At 36.2% G+C, this 21,053-nt stretch carries 23 protein-coding genes; 10 read left to right on the top strand and 13 right to left on the bottom strand.

The genetic code is table 11. The annotated features are described in order from the left end of the window. Window positions 1–6 precede the first annotated feature (6 nt). Entirely contained in the window at window positions 7–3,195 is a 3,189-nt protein-coding gene (locus V0410_RS05340; RefSeq protein WP_330746611.1) for an efflux RND transporter permease subunit, read from the top strand. Window positions 3,196–3,496: 301 nt separating this feature from the next. Here the strand turns inward: V0410_RS05340 and V0410_RS05335 are convergent, their stop codons facing one another. From V0410_RS05335 to V0410_RS05290, 10 genes are all read right to left on the bottom strand, one after another. Then, window positions 3,497–3,943 (bottom strand): KTSC domain-containing protein, encoded by a 447-nt coding sequence (locus V0410_RS05335; protein ID WP_330746610.1) that lies wholly within the window; start codon window positions 3,941–3,943, stop codon window positions 3,497–3,499. A 251-nt stretch (window positions 3,944–4,194) separates the two neighbouring features. Continuing rightward, window positions 4,195–4,959, bottom strand: coding sequence for a hypothetical protein (locus V0410_RS05330; RefSeq protein ID WP_330746609.1), 765 nt, complete (start codon window positions 4,957–4,959; stop codon window positions 4,195–4,197). Window positions 4,960–5,506: 547 nt separating this feature from the next. Continuing rightward, window positions 5,507–6,190, bottom strand: a complete 684-nt coding sequence (locus V0410_RS05325) for a DUF2306 domain-containing protein (RefSeq protein ID WP_330746608.1) — start codon at window positions 6,188–6,190, stop codon at window positions 5,507–5,509. Window positions 6,191–6,280: 90 nt separating this feature from the next. Further along, window positions 6,281–6,862, bottom strand: coding sequence for a GDP-mannose pyrophosphatase NudK (gene nudK, locus V0410_RS05320; RefSeq protein WP_330746607.1), 582 nt, complete (start codon window positions 6,860–6,862; stop codon window positions 6,281–6,283). Beyond that, window positions 6,849–7,208, bottom strand: a complete 360-nt coding sequence (locus V0410_RS05315) for a DUF4406 domain-containing protein (protein WP_202840771.1) — start codon at window positions 7,206–7,208, stop codon at window positions 6,849–6,851. Before V0410_RS05315 ends, nudK begins: the two co-directional genes overlap by 14 nt. Window positions 7,209–7,260: 52 nt before the next feature. After that, window positions 7,261–7,851: a Crp/Fnr family transcriptional regulator gene (locus tag V0410_RS05310; protein WP_330746606.1), complete on the bottom strand. Its 591-nt coding sequence runs from the start codon at window positions 7,849–7,851 to the stop codon at window positions 7,261–7,263. A 4-nt stretch (window positions 7,852–7,855) separates the two neighbouring features. Beyond that, window positions 7,856–8,764: a TIGR01777 family oxidoreductase gene (locus V0410_RS05305; RefSeq protein ID WP_330746605.1), complete on the bottom strand. Its 909-nt coding sequence runs from the start codon at window positions 8,762–8,764 to the stop codon at window positions 7,856–7,858. A gap of 25 nt (window positions 8,765–8,789) precedes the next feature. Further along, window positions 8,790–9,134 (bottom strand): hypothetical protein, encoded by a 345-nt coding sequence (locus tag V0410_RS05300; protein WP_110010942.1) that lies wholly within the window; start codon window positions 9,132–9,134, stop codon window positions 8,790–8,792. Window positions 9,135–9,139: 5 nt separating this feature from the next. Next, window positions 9,140–9,733, bottom strand: a complete 594-nt coding sequence (locus V0410_RS05295) for an HPP family protein (protein ID WP_330746604.1) — start codon at window positions 9,731–9,733, stop codon at window positions 9,140–9,142. Window positions 9,734–9,852: 119 nt separating this feature from the next. Continuing rightward, entirely contained in the window at window positions 9,853–10,674 is an 822-nt protein-coding gene (locus V0410_RS05290) for a DUF2971 domain-containing protein (RefSeq protein ID WP_330746603.1), read from the bottom strand. A gap of 526 nt (window positions 10,675–11,200) precedes the next feature. On the opposite strand from V0410_RS05290, the gene V0410_RS05285 reads away from it, so the two are divergent. Both V0410_RS05285 and V0410_RS05280 read left to right on the top strand, forming a co-directional pair. Then, on the top strand, window positions 11,201–11,992 hold the full coding sequence (locus tag V0410_RS05285) for a hypothetical protein (RefSeq protein WP_330746602.1): 792 nt from the start codon (window positions 11,201–11,203) through the stop codon (window positions 11,990–11,992). Between the two features lie 106 nt (window positions 11,993–12,098). Then, window positions 12,099–13,124 carry a methyltransferase gene (locus V0410_RS05280; RefSeq protein WP_330746601.1) on the top strand — a complete coding sequence of 342 codons (1,026 nt, stop codon included), beginning with the start codon at window positions 12,099–12,101 and terminating at the stop codon, window positions 13,122–13,124. A gap of 184 nt (window positions 13,125–13,308) precedes the next feature. On the opposite strand, the gene V0410_RS05275 is transcribed toward V0410_RS05280, so the two are convergent. Next, window positions 13,309–13,671 (bottom strand): helix-turn-helix domain-containing protein, encoded by a 363-nt coding sequence (locus V0410_RS05275; RefSeq protein WP_330746600.1) that lies wholly within the window; start codon window positions 13,669–13,671, stop codon window positions 13,309–13,311. Between the two features lie 350 nt (window positions 13,672–14,021). On the opposite strand from V0410_RS05275, the gene V0410_RS05270 reads away from it, so the two are divergent. From V0410_RS05270 to V0410_RS05240, 7 genes are all read left to right on the top strand, one after another. Then, window positions 14,022–14,354 (top strand): single-stranded DNA-binding protein, encoded by a 333-nt coding sequence (locus V0410_RS05270; protein WP_047429680.1) that lies wholly within the window; start codon window positions 14,022–14,024, stop codon window positions 14,352–14,354. A gap of 14 nt (window positions 14,355–14,368) precedes the next feature. Continuing rightward, window positions 14,369–14,824, top strand: a complete 456-nt coding sequence (locus V0410_RS05265; protein WP_228406545.1) for an HRDC domain-containing protein — start codon at window positions 14,369–14,371, stop codon at window positions 14,822–14,824. 123 nt (window positions 14,825–14,947) lie between these two features. Further along, window positions 14,948–16,318 carry a histidine--tRNA ligase gene (gene hisS / locus V0410_RS05260; RefSeq protein ID WP_330746599.1) on the top strand — a complete coding sequence of 457 codons (1,371 nt, stop codon included), beginning with the start codon at window positions 14,948–14,950 and terminating at the stop codon, window positions 16,316–16,318. Between the two features lie 100 nt (window positions 16,319–16,418). Continuing rightward, on the top strand, window positions 16,419–17,267 hold the full coding sequence (locus V0410_RS05255; protein WP_330746598.1) for a PH domain-containing protein: 849 nt from the start codon (window positions 16,419–16,421) through the stop codon (window positions 17,265–17,267). A 16-nt stretch (window positions 17,268–17,283) separates the two neighbouring features. Next, complete coding sequence (locus V0410_RS05250) at window positions 17,284–17,931, top strand: GNAT family N-acetyltransferase (RefSeq protein ID WP_330746597.1); 648 nt, start codon at window positions 17,284–17,286, stop codon at window positions 17,929–17,931. Between the two features lie 64 nt (window positions 17,932–17,995). Next, window positions 17,996–18,532 (top strand): PH domain-containing protein, encoded by a 537-nt coding sequence (locus V0410_RS05245; protein ID WP_330746596.1) that lies wholly within the window; start codon window positions 17,996–17,998, stop codon window positions 18,530–18,532. 59 nt (window positions 18,533–18,591) lie between these two features. Then, entirely contained in the window at window positions 18,592–19,383 is a 792-nt protein-coding gene (locus V0410_RS05240; protein WP_330746595.1) for a class I SAM-dependent methyltransferase, read from the top strand. Between the two features lie 92 nt (window positions 19,384–19,475). On the opposite strand, the gene V0410_RS05235 is transcribed toward V0410_RS05240, so the two are convergent. Next, a complete protein-coding gene (locus V0410_RS05235) occupies window positions 19,476–19,712 on the bottom strand; it encodes a YtxH domain-containing protein (protein ID WP_110010931.1) in 237 nt (78 codons plus the stop codon). Window positions 19,713–19,811: 99 nt separating this feature from the next. Continuing rightward, window positions 19,812–20,654, bottom strand: a complete 843-nt coding sequence (locus V0410_RS05230; protein WP_330746594.1) for an isoaspartyl peptidase/L-asparaginase — start codon at window positions 20,652–20,654, stop codon at window positions 19,812–19,814. Window positions 20,655–21,053: the final 399 nt, after the last annotated feature.

The following is a 21,053-nucleotide window of genomic DNA, read 5'->3' as shown; positions in this document are numbered from 1 at the left end:
AGATCTATGAAGTTAGCAGAAATATCGATCAAAAGACCCTCGCTGGTAATTGTATTATTTACAATTCTGACGTTGGGAGGTATCCTGAGTTATACACTCATGGGATACGAATTGATTCCGAAGTTTGAAACCAACATGGTAACCATTTCTACGGTCTATCCGGGAGCTTCACCTGCAGAGGTGGAAACCTCCGTAACCCGAAAAATTGAAGATGCTGTAGGTTCTTTGGAAAACGTTAAAAAAGTAGAATCTTCTTCATACGAAAGCTTATCTGTAATCATGGTTCAGCTGAATGATGGAGCCGATGTAGATTACGCTTTAAATGATGCGCAGAGAAAAGTAAATGCTATTCTGGCAGACCTTCCGGAAGACGTGAAGGCACCGTCTCTGAATAAATTCTCCTTAGATGATTTACCGATTATCACGATGAGTATTTCATCAGATAAACTGAATAGTAAGGACCTTTATGACTTATTGGATAAAAAGATTGAACCTATTTTCTCACGTGTAAACGGTGTAGCTCAGGTTGACCTTGTAGGTGGACAGGAGAGAGAGATTCAGGTAAATCTTGATGAGAAAAAATTACAGGGGTACGGACTTTCAATTGGAGACGTACAACAGGCCATTCTTTCATCAAACTTAGATTTCCCTACAGGAAGTTTGAAGACGAGAACTACAAAATCTACGATCAGACTTTCAGGAAAGTATAAGTCTACGGAGGAAATGAACAACCTTGTCGTTTCCAATAAAAACGGAGCTCAGGTACGTTTATCTGATATCGCAACCGTTTTCGACTCTCAGAAGGATGTTGAAAAAGTAGCGAGATTCAATCAGTTTCCTACGATTTTGATGCAGGTTAAAAAACAATCTGATGCCAATGCGGTAGCAGTATCTGAAAGTGTTCAGAAGACCATCAAAACAGTAGAAGAAGCCTATAAAGTTCAGGGAGTAAAAGTAAAAATCGTAAACGATACGACAGAATTTACCCTTGAATCAGCCAACCACGTTATTTTCGACTTATTCTTAGCGATTATCCTCGTGGCAATTGTAATGTTACTATTCCTTCACAGTATCAGAAACGCATTCATCGTAATGGTTTCTATCCCGGCTTCATTGGTGGCGGCGTTCATCGGAATGAACTTAATGGGATATACTTTGAACTTAATGAGTTTACTGGGGCTATCCCTTGTGGTTGGGATCCTTGTGGATGACGCGATTGTAGTACTGGAAAACATTTACCGTCACATGGAGATGGGTAAAAGTAAGATCAGAGCAGCGTATGACGGAGCTTCAGAGATCGGATTCACCGTTGCGGCAATTACCCTGGTAATTGTGGTGGTATTCTTACCGATCGCAATGAGTTCAGGTCTTGTAGCCAACATCCTTGCACAGTTCTGCGTCACGGTAGTTATTGCCACCTTGTTATCCTTATTGGCTTCATTTACCATTATTCCTTGGTTATCATCAAGATTCGGTAAACTGGAACATTTAACAGGGAAAAACTGGTTCGAGAAATTCATTCTTTGGTTTGAAGGATTAATTGACAAGTTTACACACTGGATCACTGATATCCTTGAATGGTGTCTGAAAACGACGTTAAGAAGAATTTCAACAGTGGTGATCACATTTATTATTTTAATCAGTTCATTCATGCTGGTAGCATTCGGATTCATCGGAGGTGAGTTCTTCCCGCCAATCGACCGTGGCCAGTTCCTGGTACAAATGGAATTGTCAAAAGATGCAACCGTTGAGAAGACAAACCAATTAACATTAGATGTTGAGAAATTCTTAAGAAATGATAAAGATGTTGTAGATCTTATCACAACAGTCGGACAGCAGTCTACTGGTTTTGGTGGTGCTCAGGCAACTACTTACCAATCTGAGGTTCAGGTGAACTTAACTGATAAGTCTGAACGTTCTGAAAGTACCAACATCAAAGCTGCAAAAATAAAAAGACAGCTGGAAGAGAAATTCACAGGAGTTGAGTTTAAAACTGCTCCAATCGGTATCATGGGTGCGGAAAATGCTCCTATTGAAATGGTAGTAACCGCTCCGGATAACGCTACAGCAGTGAAAGAAGCAACAAGAATCCTTGAATTGCTGAAAAAAGTTCCCGGAGCAGTAGACGCAGAATTGTCAACCGATACAGGTAGCCCTGAAGTTCAAGTAAGTATCGACAGAGATAAAATGGCAGCTTTAGGCCTGAATCTTTCAAGTGTAGGACAGACGATGCAGACTGCATTCAACGGAAATACAGACGGAAAATTCAGAGCGGGAGAATATGAATATGATATCAATATCCGTTTCGGAGATGTGAACAGACAATCTATTGATGACGTTAAAAACCTTATGTTTACAAACCCTCAGGGGCAGCAGGTTCGTTTAAGTCAGTTTGCTAATGTGGAAATGGGTTCAGGACCGAGTTTGCTTGAACGTAGAGATAAATCTCCATCTGTAAAAGTAAGAGCGAAAGCTGTTGGTAGACCGGTAGGGGACGTAGCGAATGAATGGGCAAACCAGTTCATGAACAGCGATAAAAAACCTGTAGGTGTAGATTACATCTGGAGTGGAGATATGGAAAACCAGCAGGAAGGTTTCGGTACATTGGGAATTGCATTATTGGCCGCTATCGTATTGGTATACCTGGTAATGGTTTCACTATATGACAGTTTTGTATATCCTTTCGTGGTATTGTTCTCAATTCCGTTGGCGATGATCGGGGTAATGGTTATCCTTGCCTTAACGGCCAACTCGCTGAACATTTTCACCATGTTAGGGATGATCATGTTGATTGGTCTGGTAGCGAAGAATGCGATCCTTATCGTTGACTTTACGAATGCAAGAAAAGCAGCAGGTGCCAATACTCACGATGCCCTGGTACAGGCGAACCACGCACGTCTTCGTCCGATCCTGATGACCACCATTGCGATGATCTTCGGTATGTTACCGATCGCATTGGCAACAGGTGCCGGAGCAGAGATGAACAAAGGTCTTGCATGGGTAGTAATCGGTGGTCTGACATCGTCACTATTCCTTACCCTGATCATTGTACCGGTAGTATATTCATTATTTGACTCTCTTTTAAGAAGAATGGGACAACATAAGAAAGTAGACTACGAAGCTGAAATGAAAGCAGATTACGTACACAGAGAATTGAATGAAGACGGATTTACTCCGAAGCATTTAGATAAATAAATTTAACCTTTAATTAACCGAAAGCGCCTCAGATTTCCTGAGGCGCTTTTTGTTGGTAAATAATATTCAGGATTTGGGTTATATAGGTTTTGGCTCCTAAAGCCGTTGGATTATTTTTATTATTGTAAATGGGCTAAAGCCCATTTCTATTGATAATTAATTACGCAATCAGAAAATATTCAATAGGAGCGGGCTTTAGCCCGCTTAATTCTATAACGTTCATTATTCGGCTTTAGCCCAAAACATAAAACAAAGAGCTTCCAGTTTTGCTGGAAGCTCTAAAATATTGTAATGGAAAAAATTAATCTGCCATAGCCTCTCCGGACTTTCTGTAAACGAAGTTTCCGTAGATATGTCTTCTTGCAAAACGGCTTGGTGAATCAGCATTAATCATTTTAATGTATGTATTTCTTGGAACGCCCATATATTCATACATATTCCCGTTCAGATGCTGAACCGTTAAAATTGATTTCTCCAGATAAAAATCCTGAATATTGGATTTTGTAATGGTTTCAGTATATTCTTCTTTATATTTTTCCTGCGTTTCAGGATTGATACTTACCAAAAAGTGGTAGGCTTCAATCACAGATTTGCTCTTTTCTTCAGCTTCCTGCTTTCCTGCTTCATCATTAATGAATTTATCAGGATGGGTATCTTTCATCACATTTCTGTAAATCGTCTTTAATTCTTTTAAAGTAACGTTTTTATCAACTCCAAGAAGTGTTCTGTGCTCACCAATTTTTTTCATATCTCTAATCCTTATTTTCGGGGTGCAAAATTACGGATTTAAATCTGATAAACCATAACTTATTCATTATTAATTTATTTAGCTGTTTTTAAAGCATTAAATTAGGATGATTAACTGCTGTAGAATCCTGTATAGTTAACTTTCACAGCCGATTAAACTTTGATCGTAATTTTTATTCAATTTGGGAATACAAAAAAACAGCACCCAATCTGAGTGCTGCTATATTTAATCTTTCAGGTTTTACATCAATCCTAAGGTTCATCACAAGTTTTCTTCAGCTTGGTAAAAATCTTATCAAAATCCTTGTAAGAAGTTCCCTCGTCATTACGTTTCTGTCTGAAACTGCTGTTGGCACAGTTGTGAAAACCAAGTCCTATCATGTCGATCAAAGCGTAGTCTTCTCTCTGCGGATCATTCATTTTGGCATCAAATCTTGCCATTACACCCTTTGGATCAGCATTATTTTTACTTTTAAGTTCAGTATATGCTCTCCATGCGGCAAACATCTTTTCTCTGTCGGGAGACGATATGGCGTCAATCTGTTCTCTGCAGGTATTGTAATATTTACTGTTTCTCAGTGTGGTAGGATCAGAATAGGCAAGGATTTCTTCTTTATTAAGCTGGTATTCATTTTCAAAAGAATCGATGGTTTCTTCCATTAATTTTTTCCATTTTGGAAGATCAATTACTTTAAGGCTGTACAATTCTTTTTTCTTTTCTTCATACTGCTTTTCCAGTTCCTGCAAATACGTTTCTCTGTTTTTACGGATTTCTTCAAGCTGGGTAAGTTTAAAAACAGGCTGGGTATCAAATACAACCCCATTGAACTGATACAAAAGTTTATTGACGCCGTCTATTTCTTCTTTTTTATATTTTGCCGGGTCAAAATACCCTTTATTGTCACAGTTAAAAGTCTGATAGCTGTAAGGGGTCAGACTGTTTGCTTTTGCAGGAGTTTTTTGTCCCCAGATAGTAATGGATAAGGCCAAAGCAAGCCCGATCATCATTTTTTTCATGTACATAACCTGTTGAAAGAATCCGAATTTTCTGAATTTCAGTGCAAAATTAAGGCTTTAAATTCGAAATATAAAGGATTAAATAGATTTTCTCAATTGATTTTGCAAATTTTATATGGATTTTATACTTTCGTTTTTGTATTTTCAGAATTCAGGGGTGTCAAATCCTAAAAAATAGATAGTAATAAACTGATACAGAGGTTTTTTTGTTAATGATAATTGCTTACTCCAATAAGACTGTAATCCGGGTTATGGAAACAAAAGGATTGAATTCTTTACACATCCGGTTATAATTTAAACCTTGCCGGAATTGTGGATTTTTGCCTCAAATAAAGTTAGTGGAGATCAGTTCCTCAGTTTGATTGTTTTTCTAAATTTAAAATGATAGATTTACATCAATTAACACAAAACCATGATCTATTATTTTTTTCTTCTTTTTATTATCGCAGTTTTTGGAGGCATTTCTTACCTCATCATGCGCTTTTTCGGTAAATGGACCAGGCAAAGCAAATATGAACTGATTTTTAACACTTTCATATTTATTGCGTCATTTTTTCTGATGTCGTTCCTCAGTCTGTATATTTTCTTTTCTACCCTTGATTTCTCCCGTTAACCAGGAGTTTTTTCTAAGAATTAAATAAGCAAGGAAAAGGTTGATAAAAAGGGCAGCCCAGACATTCAAACCATAAAAGAGACTGTAGTCATGATAAGCTTCGTTATACAACAGATTTTTAACAATTCTGAAAGTAATCGCTGTAGTGGTGACGGCATAGCTGAAGATCATATACATTCTGTGTCTGTTCACATTTCCTTTTTTGATAAAAAATACGGCAGCAAAAGTGAAATAAGCCCAAAGTACGTCCTGTACAAGAAATCCTGTAATTCCGATAAGCCCGCCATTTGAAAAAAGTCCCAGTACAAAACACGCGGGAACATTGATGATCAGAATATTGTACACATATATTTTCCCGATAAGCTTGTGAAGGTTTCTGTTTTCCGCTAAAAACCGGTTCGAAAACTGTGTCAGACCAGCGAGCAGACAAAGTGTTATTGAAAAAATATGAATGTAGAAAAAAGCCATCCAGTATGGATTTCCGACTACTTCTTGTTTGAAAGCCAGAAATCCGGTATTTTTATCCAAAGAAGTATATTGGGAAATTACTTTCAGCATCAGGATGCTGAAAAGAAAGACTAAAAATAAAGCACCAGCTTTAATTATCTGTATTCCCAAAGACTTCATATCGTATAAACTACCGGAGTTAAGGTATTGCTTTTATTCAAATAAGCGGTTTTCTGTGTCAATCATCACTCATATTCTATTTTACAAGATTCCTTTAATCCTCAGATGCTGCAGAAGCATGATGGTTTTTGCATCTTTGATTTCTCCTGTTTCGATCATTTTCAGGCTTTCGTCAAAAGATAATTCAAGAACTTCTATATTTTCCCCTTCTTCTTCCAGTCCGCCTCCATCATTGATTTTCATTTCATGAGAATATTCTGCAATAAAGAAATAAAGAATTTCCGTCACAGATCCGGGCGACATATAGGCTTCAAAAACCTTTTCAACCTTGGAAATTTTATATCCGGTTTCTTCTTCTGTTTCTCTTTTGATACAGTCTTCCGGATTATCGTTATCCAAAAGTCCGGCACAGGCTTCAATGAGCATGCCTGTCGAATTTCCGTTGATATAAGTAGGTAATCTGAATTGTCTGGTAAGAATAACGGTGTTTGAATCTGTATTGTAAAGAAGGATTACGGCTCCGTTTCCTCGGTCATAAGCTTCTCTGCTCTGGGTTTCTGTAGTTCCGTTCTTTTTTAAAACAGAGTAGGTAACTTTGTTTAAAGTATACCAGTTATCTGAAAGGATTTCTGTCTGAAGGATAGTTATATCAGGATTTTGCATAAGGAATATCTTCTAGGTTATAATAAATGGTAAGACCTCTTTCTTTAGCTATTCTTACATCTTCATCAGCTCCCTTTGATGCTCCTTCTATACGTAGCACTGCATCACATTTTTCAAGTAGGGCATGAGCTACGGGATATTGTATTTCCTGCCATGCTTCATCACCTATTTGAGCAGAACCGGCAAGGTTGATCAATGGTAATGCAACCCATTCTCCGATAATTGGGATATGTCCCTTTCTGAAAATAGGAAGAGCAACAGATTCAAGATTGTGAAGATTCTGCTGAATAAGCAGCGGATCATCATTCGTTCCACTACGGTAAGGGCCTGCAATAAGTATAAACATAATTTTTTTGAGTAAAATAACAGAACTTTCAGAATAAAAAAAATAATATAGCTTAAGAGAAACTGTTTTTTTGTTTGGACTTTATAAGGCTTAAAAATTCAGGAGTAATACCTAAATAAGAAGCAATTTGTTTTTGCCTGATCCGTTTTACCGCTTCAGGATATTTCTTTAGAAAGTTATAATAACGTACCTCTGCCGGTAGAGAAAGATTTTCAATCGTTCTGAGCTGTTCTCTGATGTAAGCATTCTGCATCATAATCCGGAAAAAGCGTTCAAATTTTGGAACTTTGTGATAAAGCGCATCCAGATGATCTTTTTGAAGCTGCAAAATACAACTTTCTTCTAATGCTTCAATATTCAGCATGGCAGGTTTCTGATTGATGAAACAATACATATCAGTGATCCACCAGTCGGGAACAGCAAACATGATGGTGGATTCTTTTCCTGTGGTATCCATATGAAAAGCTCTTAAAATTCCTGTCTGAACAAAATTAATCTCTTTACACGCTTGTTGCTGCTGTAAAATCAATTCTTTTTTGGCAACCTTTTTTTCTTTTAATAGAGAGATAAAATAAGATTTCTCCTGATTGGTAAGTGAAATATGCCTGGAAATGTTTTTTAGGATTAAAAGTTCTTCCTCCATTCTGTTATTGCTTTTGTAAGAGATTTTCCAAAGCCTTATTCAAGTCCGGAAATTTAAAATGGAAACCTTCATCCTGAAGTTTCTTTGAGGAAGCTCGGGAACCTTCCAGAATAGCATTTGCCAGTTCTCCGAATAGCAGTTTCAGAACAAATCCTGGAATATTGGGCATCAGCAAAGGTCTTCCAAGTACTTTGGCAATCTTTTTTGTCAGATCTTTATTGGTGGCATGTTGCGGAGAAACTGCATTATAAGCACCATCCATTGTCGGATTTTTTAATGCAAATTCGTAGATAGAACAGATATCCTCAATATGAACCCATGGCATATATTGTTGGCCGCTTCCCAGCGGAGAACCGATATAATATTGGATAGGAGGGATCATTTTCTTTAAAGCTCCGTCTTTTTCAGAAAGAACCACGGCAGTTCTTATTTTGACAACCCTTTCTGCCAGATCCTGTTCCTTGAAATCATCAGCAGCTCTTTCCCATAAAACCACCACTTCACTTAGAAAATCATTACCCGGAGGATCGTTTTCTGTGTAAATCTTTTCTAAGGTTTTTGTACCGTAAAAATTAATTCCAGAAGCTGAAATAAAAGACTTTAGCTTAATCCTGTTTTTTCTTAAAGTGGTTCGGAGTAATTCTGCGGAATCTACACGGCTGGAAATCAATTCTCTTTTTCTTTCCGGAGTCCAGCGCTTTTCTGAAATATTGGCACCTGCAAGGTGAATGATGTGTGAAACATTGTTAAAGGCTGTTTCATCTATATTTCCTTTTTTGATGTCCCATTCATACTCATAATCATGTTTTTTTTTCCGGGTCAGAAATCTGATCTCGTATTCATTCCCTATTTTTTTTGCCAGTTCTTTAGCGATCATGCCGCTGGCGCCGGTGATCAGGACAACTTCTTTCATAATTCTATATTTGTGGTGGGTGGGTTTATGCCTGATTTTTTACAATCAGTACAAAATCATCTTCCAGAAGTTTATAACCGTAATCATAAATGAACTTGTATTCAGAACCATTTTTATAAACTTTCAGGTTGGTAAAATAATCGAAATCAAAACCCAAGCCATCCAGTCTGGATCTGGGGACTTTTGTTTTGCCATCGGTATTGATTTCCATCAGAATGCGGTAGTTTTTACGGAGTTTGTTATTAACATTCCGCATAAGATTGTTAGAATCCTTATTCTGCTTATTATTATAGGCGTTCCGGCAGGCATCGTTGCAGAATTTTTTATCAGACCTTCCGATGATTTTCTCACCGCATTCCAGACAATTCATAATTTTTATTTTAAGTGATGGTGGTGTCTTTTTTTCAACAGCTTTTTGAACATGCTGTGAGAAGGATAGCTTCTGTTGGGTGTAATATTATTAAAAAACAGAGCAACAATCAAAAGAATAATGCACCCGGAAAGAACAGGGGAGAGAACATACCAATATCCCAGTTCAGGAATTTTTCCTGTAGAACTTACTGCGATCAGCGCTGTAGCGCCACCTGGTGGATGCAAAGTTTTTGTATACTGCATCAGCACAATGGAAAATGCTACTGCCAAAGGTGCCGAAAGCCAGATTACATCCGGAACAAACTGATAAACAGTAACGCCCACCAATGCCGACAGGACATGTCCGCCTATAAGATTCCGTGGTTGGGCCAGAGGACTCTGAATAGCTCCATAAATAAGAACACTCGATGCCCCAAAAGAACCGATCAGGAATATATTCTCAGTTTCTGCCAGTGAATGGGACTGGATAAAGGCAATAATCCCGATTCCAAAAAATGCGCCCAAAAATGACCAGAAATGTTCCTTGTAATCTACAAGTGTTTCTTTATAGATCACATATTTTGAAACCCTGAATGTTCTTTTGAATGTCTTCTTCATTTACTCTTCTTTATTTTTTATAATTTGAATTAAATTGTCTATGGAAAAGTATTTATAACAAAATAGGGAAGGATTTTCAATTCCGATATAAACCTAACATTTTTTTAGCTGTAACTTCTCTATATAAAGGATTTTATATTTACATATGTTCCTTCAACCAATTTTTGTCTTTTATTGAAATTTTTGTTATAATCTTCTTCATTGATTGTAGTCAGATTTGTTGAGTTATCTTGTATATCCATATATTTTATTTCTATATTTTCAAGTTCTACAGACTTTAATATATTTCGTACAATGTTTTCAAATTCTTTATCAATTCTGTATCCAAAGTAGATTTTCACAATTTTCGCACGACCATCAAAATCCTCATATCCTGAGGATCCCCATTTTCTCCATTCTTTTTCATAACTCCAATGAGGTGATTTAACAGTTAAGCTTTTATAAAAATCTCTTTTCATCTCTACTAAATCTTTATGTGGAGAATTGTCATCGCACATTAGAGATTTAATATTTAATGAATCTACTTTATTTGAATATTTAACTTTAATCAAATCATTTTCAACTAATAAATCCTCAGAAAATTCAAAGGCAAGACAAAAACCGGTATGTGATGAGGCATAATGTGACCACATTAAAATATTATTGTAATCTTCTGAGAATGATGAAAAGCAAAGTCCAGCTAAAATATTTCTACGTAGGAAGTTCAAACATTCAATTAATTGCTCATTATTATAATTTAACCAATCTGATTTTGTAATAACTTCACTTTCTTTTATATGCTTTCTGTATTGATTTAAATCTTCTTGAGAGTATTCTTGACTAATTAATGACAATGATTCTAAAGGATCATTCATTTTAAGAGCTGAATTCATCCAGACAGATTTACAAGAGAGAGCCTTTAGAGAATTGATGTTCTCAGGGAAATATTTATATAAAATCATAAGTTAATTTTTGATAAGAATTATGCCTACGAAAAATGTGAGGAAAGCTAAACATTAGTTCGATTTTAGACCAAACGTTACCAATATTTTTCATGAAACTAAACTAATAAAAATGTATGAAATGAAAAAATAATGATGACAAGGTAGAAGAAGAATTTTCACAAAGATACAGAATTATCCGTTTGCAAATGGATAACCGCTGGGTTGAAAAAAGAAGGTGAGATAAACTCGCCTGCAGGATTATTATTTTTTAAGAGTTGAAATATTGTAGTTGCTGTACTTGTGTTGGATAGTTGAGTCCAGGGTAAAGAATATATTCACTAAAGCTATTTTTTTTGAAAGAGTATATATTTTATGTAATTCACTCTATTTTGAAAAACTTAGAGTTTATCGATGTTTTAAATGAATTTTTTATAAATAAATGTTTATTGTTATGCTTAACAGTCTTATTTTCAATAAATAATTTTAATTTTTATTTCACTGTATTGTGTTTTTTTGTAATTTTAATGCATCAAAAAAACAAACCATGAAAAAATCCAATTTATTACTCAGCGTTTTATGCTCTTCATTCATTTTTGGACAGGTAGGGATTAATACGACGTCTCCACAAGGAGTTCTGGATGTTACTTCTGCAAATTCTGCAGTCATACTTTCCCGAAATGCCAATCCTCCGGCCAATGTAACAACACCTACAGCAGGAATGATTATCTACGATACCACCAATAAAACCTTAAGGTATTATAATGGAACCCAGTGGAGTACCGTAATTTCTTCCCTGACATTAACAACCGCTAATGAAGGAGTTGTTAAGCTCAATAGCGGGGCAGGAGTAAAACCCACATTTGCATTCAGATCTTCCGGAGGAGTTCCTTTAATGACGTACCAAAACATAGTCTATCAAACTCCAATGAATATTGTGACAGACTTTGCATCATCTCCTACAACCACATGGCCGGAAAATATTATCAACCCCGTACCCGGAGATATATATGATCCGGCAACGGGACGGTTTTTAGAAAACCCTATTGCCGGACAGGTTCATATGTGGAGGGTTATTGTAAGTTATGCCAACAAGAATAATGGTTCTGTAGCCTTCGTGACGGTAAACCTTTCCAATCCTGTTCCACCTTCAACATTCTCCATAGATCAAACCGCTGTTGCACCCAATGGGGTAACCTCCGGAGATCTTGTTTTTTACCTGGTGAGTGTTGCCGATCCTTTGTCTATAGGCAGCGGATATCTTATTAAAATAAAATCTGATACCGCATTGGATGCTACTATCAGCAGTGTAACAAGGATTTCCCAGGCAAAAGACTAATCTCATTATTTAAAGCTTAATTTCAAATTTGACACATGTCAGACAAGAACAAACTCATCAGTTTGTTCTTGTTTTCACACGCAGTAGATGACAATCCAATATGATTATGGAAAAACAATCCATTAAACCGGAGTTTACTTTTAAAATGTTTGAAATGCTGGGTGGTTTATGGCTCACCGGATGTATAAAAACAGCTGCTGAGCTCAGTATTGCTGATTGGCTGGCCTCCGGTCCGAAAACTATTTCTTTCCTTGCAGAACAAACACAATCGCATGAAGGCCAGCTGTACCGGGTAATGAGAGCATTATGTGGTGCCGGAATATTTGAAGAATCAGAAAACAAAACTTTTATTTTGAATGATTTCGGAGCTGCCCTGCAAACCGATGTTCCCGGAACAGCAAAAAATTTTGTCCTGACCATTATGAATGAACATTTTCCGGGTTATGGAGAGCTGACCTATGCTGTTCAGACAGGCAAAATTCCTTTTGAAAGAATTCATGGAAAAGATCTTTGGGGCTTTTATAAAGAATTTCCCGAAACAGGTGAAAACTTTGGAAAGGGAATGACAGGAATGTCCGGCATGGAACTAAAAGGGATTATAGAAAACTATGATTTTAAACCTTATAAAAAAATTGTTGATATAGGAGGCAGTAATGGGGTCATGATCCATACCATTCTGAACAATGCTCCGCAAAGCTCCGGGATTATTTTTGATGAAGCCAATGTCATTGAAAAAACGATCACAATGATTCCTGAAAATCTTAATGAAAGATGTTCTACAGCAATAGGAAGCTTTTTTGATGAAGTACCGCAAGGTGCAGATTTATATACCATGAAATGGATCCTGCATGACTGGAATGATGATAAATGTGTACAAATTCTTAAAAACTGCTATAATGCAATGCCTAAAGGCGCAAAACTATTAATTATAGACGCAGTTATCCCGGACGATTCTTTAAATAAACCCCATATTGCCAAACTTCTGGACATTGTTATGCTGGCCTGCCTTACGGGAAAAGAAAGAACTTTAAGTGAGTTTAAAATGCTTATTGAAAAAGCAGGATTACACTTTACTCAGATTATTCACATCGGAACAGATGCAAAAAGCATTATTGAATGTGAAAAAATATAAGTTTCAATTTTTATTTTTAGTTGCATGATTAAGTAGGGGGCGCTCAACAATTTTGTTGAGTGCCTTTTTTATCTTGTTTATTGTAAAAAAAGCGGTTGATGCTTATTTTAAAAAAAACTATCGCTGAAAAAATATAAATTTATTTTTTCAGCGATAGCTTCTACTCGTAATAACTTTTATACTGTTACTTTTTCAATCTATTGATTTCTTCTTTCAGCAGACCAATGTATTCCTGCATCGTTTTGATGATTTCTATGCTTAATTCATTGCTAATATTTGCTGTAGCATTACTATTACCTACATTGACTCCATTATTATCGTTAAAAACAGGATTTTCAATAACAATTTTAGCTTCCTCTTCTTCGTAAATCTCTTCGATAGGAACTTCTAAAAACTGGGCAAGTTTGTTCCATTCTGTCTGTGTTATAGATACAGTACCGCTTTCTTTTCTGCTATAGTTGGAGACGTCGGTAGGGATCACTTCAGCCATTTGCTGTTGAGTGAAACCTTTCATCTTTCTTACTGTACGGAGTTTTTCTTTTTGCATATCAGACATTTTTACAAATTTGCAAAAAAAAATTAAATTAAAAAGAAAAAAATCCTTGTCATACATCTATTTTTCAATGTTTTTTAGAAGAAGAATTTTATTTTAGGATAAGGCTTTTCATTGTTTAATTTTTACTTTAAAAGTGAACATTATTGCTTTTTAAGCTTGATAAATATTGTTTTATATAGAATTCTATTTATTTTATTATTCGTTTACAAACGACTACAAACGGATTTAAATAGTTTATAACCGACTGTCTTACCGGAACATCGCAATCTTTGCAACAGAGATTTGAGAAAAACAGTGAACGTCTCTTATCTGAATTTATTAATCTTTAAAATCTAAAAGTTATGTCACTAAGAAACAAAGTAACATTAATTGGTTACACAGGTAAAGAAGTTGAAATGGTAAACTTCGATAATGGAAACGTAAAAGCAAGTGTATCTTTAGCTACCAGCGATCACTACACGAATGCGAAAGGAGAAAAAGTAGAAGAAACACAATGGCACAATCTGATTGCCTTTGGGAAAACAGCAGAAATCTTTGAAAAGTATGTATCGAAAGGGAAAGAAATTGCCATAGAAGGCAAAATCACCTACAGATCCTATGATGATAAAGATGGGGTAAAACGGTATATCACAGAAATTCGGGTAGACGAGATTCTTTTATTAGGAGGTAAATAATTCTAAAAACACAAATGATGAAAGTAAAAGTTTTTAAAATCAGACTTCCGGAAGAATTTCTCTACAAAGATCAGAAAATGCTGGATGATTTCCTGGACGCCAATGAGATTATGAAAGTAGAAACAGCTTTTGTGAACGAAGAACGTTATTGGTCTGTTATATTGTATTTTGAAGAATTAAAGCCCACAAAAAGTACAGTAAAAGAACCAAAGGCAGTAAAATACTCTGCCGATACTGATCTTTTGAATACCGATGAAGAAAAAATTCTGGATGCTCTCAAATTCTGGAGATCGGAAAAAGCCAGAGAACAGAACCTGCCCACTTACTTCATCGCGAGCAACAAAGAACTGATATCTGTAGCCAAGTATAAACCTGCTAAGAAGGAAGAATTGCTTGAAATCAAAGGGTTTGGAAAGCATAAGATTGAAAATTATGGTGAAGAGATTCTTGAGATTCTTGAAAGCGTATGATTTTTTGGAATAATTGATAATAGTAAAGGAAAAGCTGGGGGAAACACTTTCTTCAGCTTTTTATACTGTGTAAAATTCCTTTCAATTCCTTACTTTTGCATTTATCAAAATGACATACAATAAATGAAGCCAAGTTTAGCAAAAGGGACGAGAGATTTTACGGCACAGGAAGTTTCCAGAAGAAAATATATCATCAATATTTTACAGAATAATTTTGAATTATTCGGGTTTCAGCCTTTGGAAACACCTAGTTTTGAAAATCTTTCTACGTTGACAGGAAAATACGGAGAAGAAGGTGACCGCTTGATTTTTAAAATTTTAAATTCAAGCATCAACGAAGCGAAAGAAGAGAAAAAAACTCAGATGCTTCATGACTTTCAAAAAGCATTGGAAAAACCATTCAGTGCAGAGAGTCTTACAGATAAAGCCCTTCGTTATGACCTTACCGTACCTTTTGCAAGATTCGTAGCGATGAATCATGGTAAACTGACGTTTCCGTTCAAACGTTCTCAGATCCAGCCGGTTTGGAGAGCAGACAGACCCCAGAAAGGAAGATTCAGAGAATTTTATCAGTGTGATGCCGATGTAGTAGGAAGTGAGAGTTTATTACAGGAAGTGGAGCTGGTTCAGTTGTATCTGAAATCTTTTGCTGATCTGCGAGTTCCTGTAACCATTCATATGAACAACAGAAAGATTCTTTCCGGATTGGCAGAATATGCAGGAATCACAGATAAACTGATTGATTTCACTGTTGCTCTTGATAAACTGGATAAAATTGGGAAAGATGGAGTTGTAAAAGAACTTTTGGAAAGAGAAATTTCTCAGGAATCTATTGACAAGCTGGATTTCCTGTTCAGCCAGTCGGATGATGCTCTGGAAAATCTTCTTCAGTTAAAAGAAAAATTTGCAGGGAACGAAATCGGACTAAAAGGAGTAGAAGAGCTGGAATTTGTTCTTACCCAATCTCTGAACCTTGGTGTGGATATTCAAAACCTGGTCTTCAATATTACCCTGGCAAGAGGACTGGATTATTATACGGGTGCCATTTTCGAAGTGAAAGCGGATGAAGTTGCTATGGGATCCATCGGAGGTGGCGGTAGATACGACAATCTTACTGAAGTTTTTGGCGTTAAAAATATTCCAGGAATAGGAATCTCATTCGGATTAGACAGAATTTATCTGGTCATGGAAGAACTCAACCTTTTCCCTGAAGAAGCATCAGCCAAAATAGAATATCTGTTTGCTAACTTTGGAGGTGAAGGAATCACAGATGCATTAAAGCTGATCATGAAGCTGAGAGCTAAAGGGATTTCTGCAGAACTATACCCTGAAAATGCAAAGATCAACAAGCAGTTTACGTATGCTGAAAAGAAAGGCATAAAGAACCTGGTTTTCCTGGGTGAAGAAGAAATCAAAAATAATACGGTTACTTTTAAAGATCTTGAAGCAGGAGTACAGAAAACGGTTTCTTTAGAAGAGTTCTTAGGAGAATAATTTTTTTAATTATATAAAAACAGAACAACTGCAAATTACTTTTGTGGTTGTTTTTTTTTGATGGATGTTGAGAATTTAAATACTTTTGAATAAAAAAGGAATGACTAATAATTGTGCATTGTGTAATACAGAATTAACATCCATGGATACGCTTCTGGGAGCGAATTCACTTTCGGATGGTAATGTTTTATGCAACAAATGTTTGAATAAAGTGAGCGATATCAATGAAGAATTGCTTTACAATCTTAATAAATTCAGCATTAAGGATATCAATAAAATGCTGAGTGCAGAAAAAGCTGAAGACGTTCAGGCTGTGATGACTACAGAGCAGAATCTTCCTGCAACGATACTCTATGATTCTCATCAAATCTCAAAAGAAGTTTATAAGCGAAGACATCAGAAAATAAAGAACGAACTGGAAATGCTTCATGCTAATCTGTCCATGTTTACCAAAGGAGAAATCAAAGAGCTTCCTTATCTGATTTCAGAAGATGAACAGATCACAGCGATTACCGATGCTCAGTTTGTCAATACATTGGATGCCGGAGTATTGGTAGCAACACCCAAAAGGATGATTTCTGTATCAAAAGGAATGTTTGGTGCCGCAAAGATTACTATTTACCCTAATGAAAACATACAGTCGGTGAGCTTTGTAACCCATCCGAGATCTCCGATTATTAAACTGCATCTGGAAGAAAGAATAGTGGAGTTTGAATGCTATATGGATAAGGAAGATGCAGAGAAGTTCTATGATACGATAAAAACCATTTATAATAATTCTAAGGATCAATCTCCAAAACAAATGGGTACAGCAGGCAAAAGTATTGCAGTCTCATCAGACGAAATTTTAAATCAGCTTGAAAAACTGGGTAAGCTGAGGGAGAACGGAATTTTAACCGATGCCGAATTTGCAGAGCAAAAAAAGAAACTGCTGGAGCAATTACCATAAAAATTTTATACCAATCATGAAAGATAAAGTATCTGCAAAAATAGTAGAAAGCTGGCTTAAAGGCTGGTGCTTATCAAGAGAAGTACCTTTTGCCGTTCCCTATAAATCCGGATTTCATGTGGTTGTAGGAGATGAAAAACAAAAAGAACGTTTTGTATTTCCTGAGCTTAATGACGATTTTTTTCAGCTTGCCAATTCAATTACCGAGCCCTGGATTTATCTGAAAGCATCTGTTCCCCCCGATCAAATTACAGATCAAATTCCTGAAAGGTGGAAACTGCAGCCACAGGGATATATGATGACGTGTTTTCATCCGATGAATTTTCCGGACACAAGTCTTGCAGAAGGATACCATCTGGAATTTTCTGAGTACAATACAACCTTTGTTATCACGATTGTAGCGGAGAATGGTGAGCAGGCTTCTATAGGACGTATCTCTCTTATAGATGATGTTGCTGTGTATGACAGGATTATTACCGAAAAAAATCATCAAAGGAAAGGGCTCGCCCGTTTTTTATTGAAAGAACTGGAGAAGATCGCTTTATCCAAAGGTTTTTACAAGAATATTTTAGTGGCAACGGAAGAAGGAAAGCTGTTGTATGAAACCTTAGGCTGGAAGCTATACTGTTTGCATACTTCCATTGTGATACCATCAGGAGACTAATATTTTTATTGAATTAAATTTTTATTACTTATAAAGAGTAATTTAGACCCAAAAAACTAACGCTATGAGTGAAAAATCAAGACTTGACGAAATAAGAGAAGAGCTTAAAAAACTGGATATCAGCCCTACCATATTTGCCCGGAAAGAAATTCATGAATTACCGGATATCCTTTCACCGGACGAAAGAATTGTCTATCTCGTAGAAGGCAGAAATAAACTGAACAATCATCATATCATCCTGGTAGCCACCGACAGAAGACTGATTTTTGTGGATAAGGAGTTCATGTACGGATTGAAAGTAGAAGACTTTTCTTACAGCAAAATAAGCTCCATCCAATATGAAAAGGAATTCTTACTCGCCTCTATAGATATTCAGGTTAGTGATGATGTTGTAGAGATTGACGGAGTAGGAAAGTATCATGCTGAGCTGTTTTGTGAAAAAGTAAGAGATTTCATGTCCCGTCTGGAACAACATTTTCAGAGTAAATCCGAACCTAGTATTTTAGATCAGCTGGAACAATTGGGAAGATTAAAGGAATCCGGAGTTCTAAGTGAGGAAGAATTTTTGGAGCAAAAGAAAAAATTGATGGAGAAATTGTAATCATTGTGTTGAATAATGAAATTACTTGATGGGTGGAACTCCCATTTTAAACTAAAACAATGGAAAATTACTTAGAAATCAATAAAAAATCCTGGAATGCCAAAGTAGAACCTCATCTGAAATCGGATTTTTACTTTGTAGATGAGTTCTTAAAAGGCAGAACTTCGCTGAACTCCATAGAGCTGGAGCTTCTTGGAGATATAAAAGGAAAAAGTATTCTGCATTTGCAGTGCCATTTCGGACAGGATTCTATTTCCCTGTCAAGAATGGGAGCAAAAGTGACCGGAATTGACCTTTCTGATAAAGCTATTGATACCGCCAGAGAACTTGCACAGCAATGCGGTACAGACACAGAATTTATCTGTTCAGATGTATATGAGCTGCCGAATGTTCTGGATCATAAGTTTGACATCGTTTATACAAGTTACGGTACCATTGGCTGGCTTCCCGATCTTGAGAAATGGGCGGAAATTATCAATCATTTTCTGAAGCCGGGAGGGCAGTTTATTATGGCAGAGTTTCATCCTGTTGTCTGGATGTTTGATGATGATTTTACAAAAGTTGCTTACCATTATTTCAATGAAAAACCGATTGTGGAAACTTATGAAGGAACGTATGCAGATCAGTCTGCACCTATTGTACAGGAGTATGTCATGTGGAACCACTCCTTAGCAGAAGTGCTGGACAATTTAATGAAAAAAGGTTTGAAACTGGAGACTTTTCAGGAATTTGACTGGTCACCTTATCCGTGCTTCAGACATGTAGATGAATTTGAAAAAGGAAAATGGAGAATTCCACAGTTCGGAAATAAAATACCGTTGGTGTTCGCTTTGATTGCAGAGAAAATATAAGATTATTTTAATCCTAATAAAAAGTCATCGCAATTACTATTACGATGACTTTTTCCTATATATGAATGTTAAAAAAAACTGCTCTGTGTTGGTTAGCTCAGGGAGTCCTCAGCCTTTGTTTTTGCTTCGTCCACTTTATTCTGAACCTGGGAAGCAACATCATTGGCTTTGCTCTTAAGGTCATTTCCCCATTTGTTAAGATTATCTTTAGCTGTATTGATCTTATCTTTTACCGCTTGCTGATCTTCAGGGCTTGAATTCTTATATTTCCAGTAAGCTAATGCACCTAATCCTAGTAAAGCTAATAAGCCTTTAGTCTTGTTTCCCATGATTTCTATTTTTTTAAGTATTAATATTAAAATTTGTTGTTATGAATAATGTAAAATACGTGCCAAAAAAATAAATGGACTTATAAATAAATGTTAAATTTAGGAAAAGACTTCAAGTTTTTCACCATCAAAACTGGCGAAAACCATAGTAGGATATGAATCCTGATGATGTACATTTCCATCTTTATCAATAGCGATAGCACCTGCAAACCCATCAATGGTTTTAAGCTCCTCAAATGTTTTATTGAAAGCCTGCTGAAGGCTCATTCCATCCGTAACTCTTGTTACAATTTTTGCAGCAGTAGCATTGCTTACAATGTCTTCACCAACCCCTGTACAACTTACCGCACAGAAGGCATTGGCATAATTTCCGGCCACTGTGGCAGAATCTGAAATTCTTCCGGGAATCTCGAAACCTTTACCTCCGGTAGACGTAGCAACAGCCAGTTTCCCTTCATGATCAATTGCAACACAGCCTACAGTTCCTTTACCTCCATTGGCTAGCTTAGCTTCATATTCTTTTCTTCTTTGAGGAATTTCTGTAGAAAAATTTTCAAACCCATTTTCCGTAGCATAGATTTTGGCACCATTTCCCCCTAAAACTCTGTCATCTTCATTGATCAAATCTTTGGCGACAAAAATGGGATTCTGTACATTTTCAATATTGATGACACCACTTAGCTTCTGGGTATTTCCATTCATAATGGCAGCACTCATACGGATAACACCATCACTCTGGATCTGAGAACCTGTTCCGGCATTGTATAACGGATCATCTTCCAGCAAGGATACAGCATAAGCAACAGTATCAAAAGCCGAATGGGTCTTAAGATAATCGAATGCCTTTTGAGCAATTTGTTTTAACGACTCCTGTTTTGCTGTTTTTACTTCATGGCTTTGGTCGCTTTCAGAGAAAAAACCGCCGTGGATGATTACTTTCATAAAATTATAGATGATGGTTGATAAATGATTTCTTTTACGAAGTTAATTAATAAAAGATAAAAGATAAAAGATAAAAGATAAAAGATAAAAGATAAAAGATAAAAGATAAAAGATAAAAGATAAAAGATAAAAGATAAAAGATAAAAGATAAAAGATAAAAGATAAAAGATAAAAGATAAAAGATAAAAGATAAAAGATAAAAGATAAAAGATAAAAGATAATGTTGTTAAGCAACTATTATGCATCTGGATATCAACATCAATAGAGGTGGGCTATAATTCTGAGCGGAGACGAAGAAAGCCCGCCTTATTATAAACGTTTTAAATCCATCGGCTTTAGCCCAACTTAAAATACGAATGTTAAATAAAAAACGGAACCGAGGTCCCGTTTGTATAGCTG

It is taken from the genome of Chryseobacterium sp. CP-77 (assembly GCF_036362765.1).
In the GTDB taxonomy this organism is placed as follows: Bacteria; Bacteroidota; Bacteroidia; order Flavobacteriales; family Weeksellaceae; genus Chryseobacterium; species Chryseobacterium cupriresistens.
Note: the sequence above shows the minus strand (reverse complement) of the source record. Positions and strands in the feature narration are given on the sequence as shown.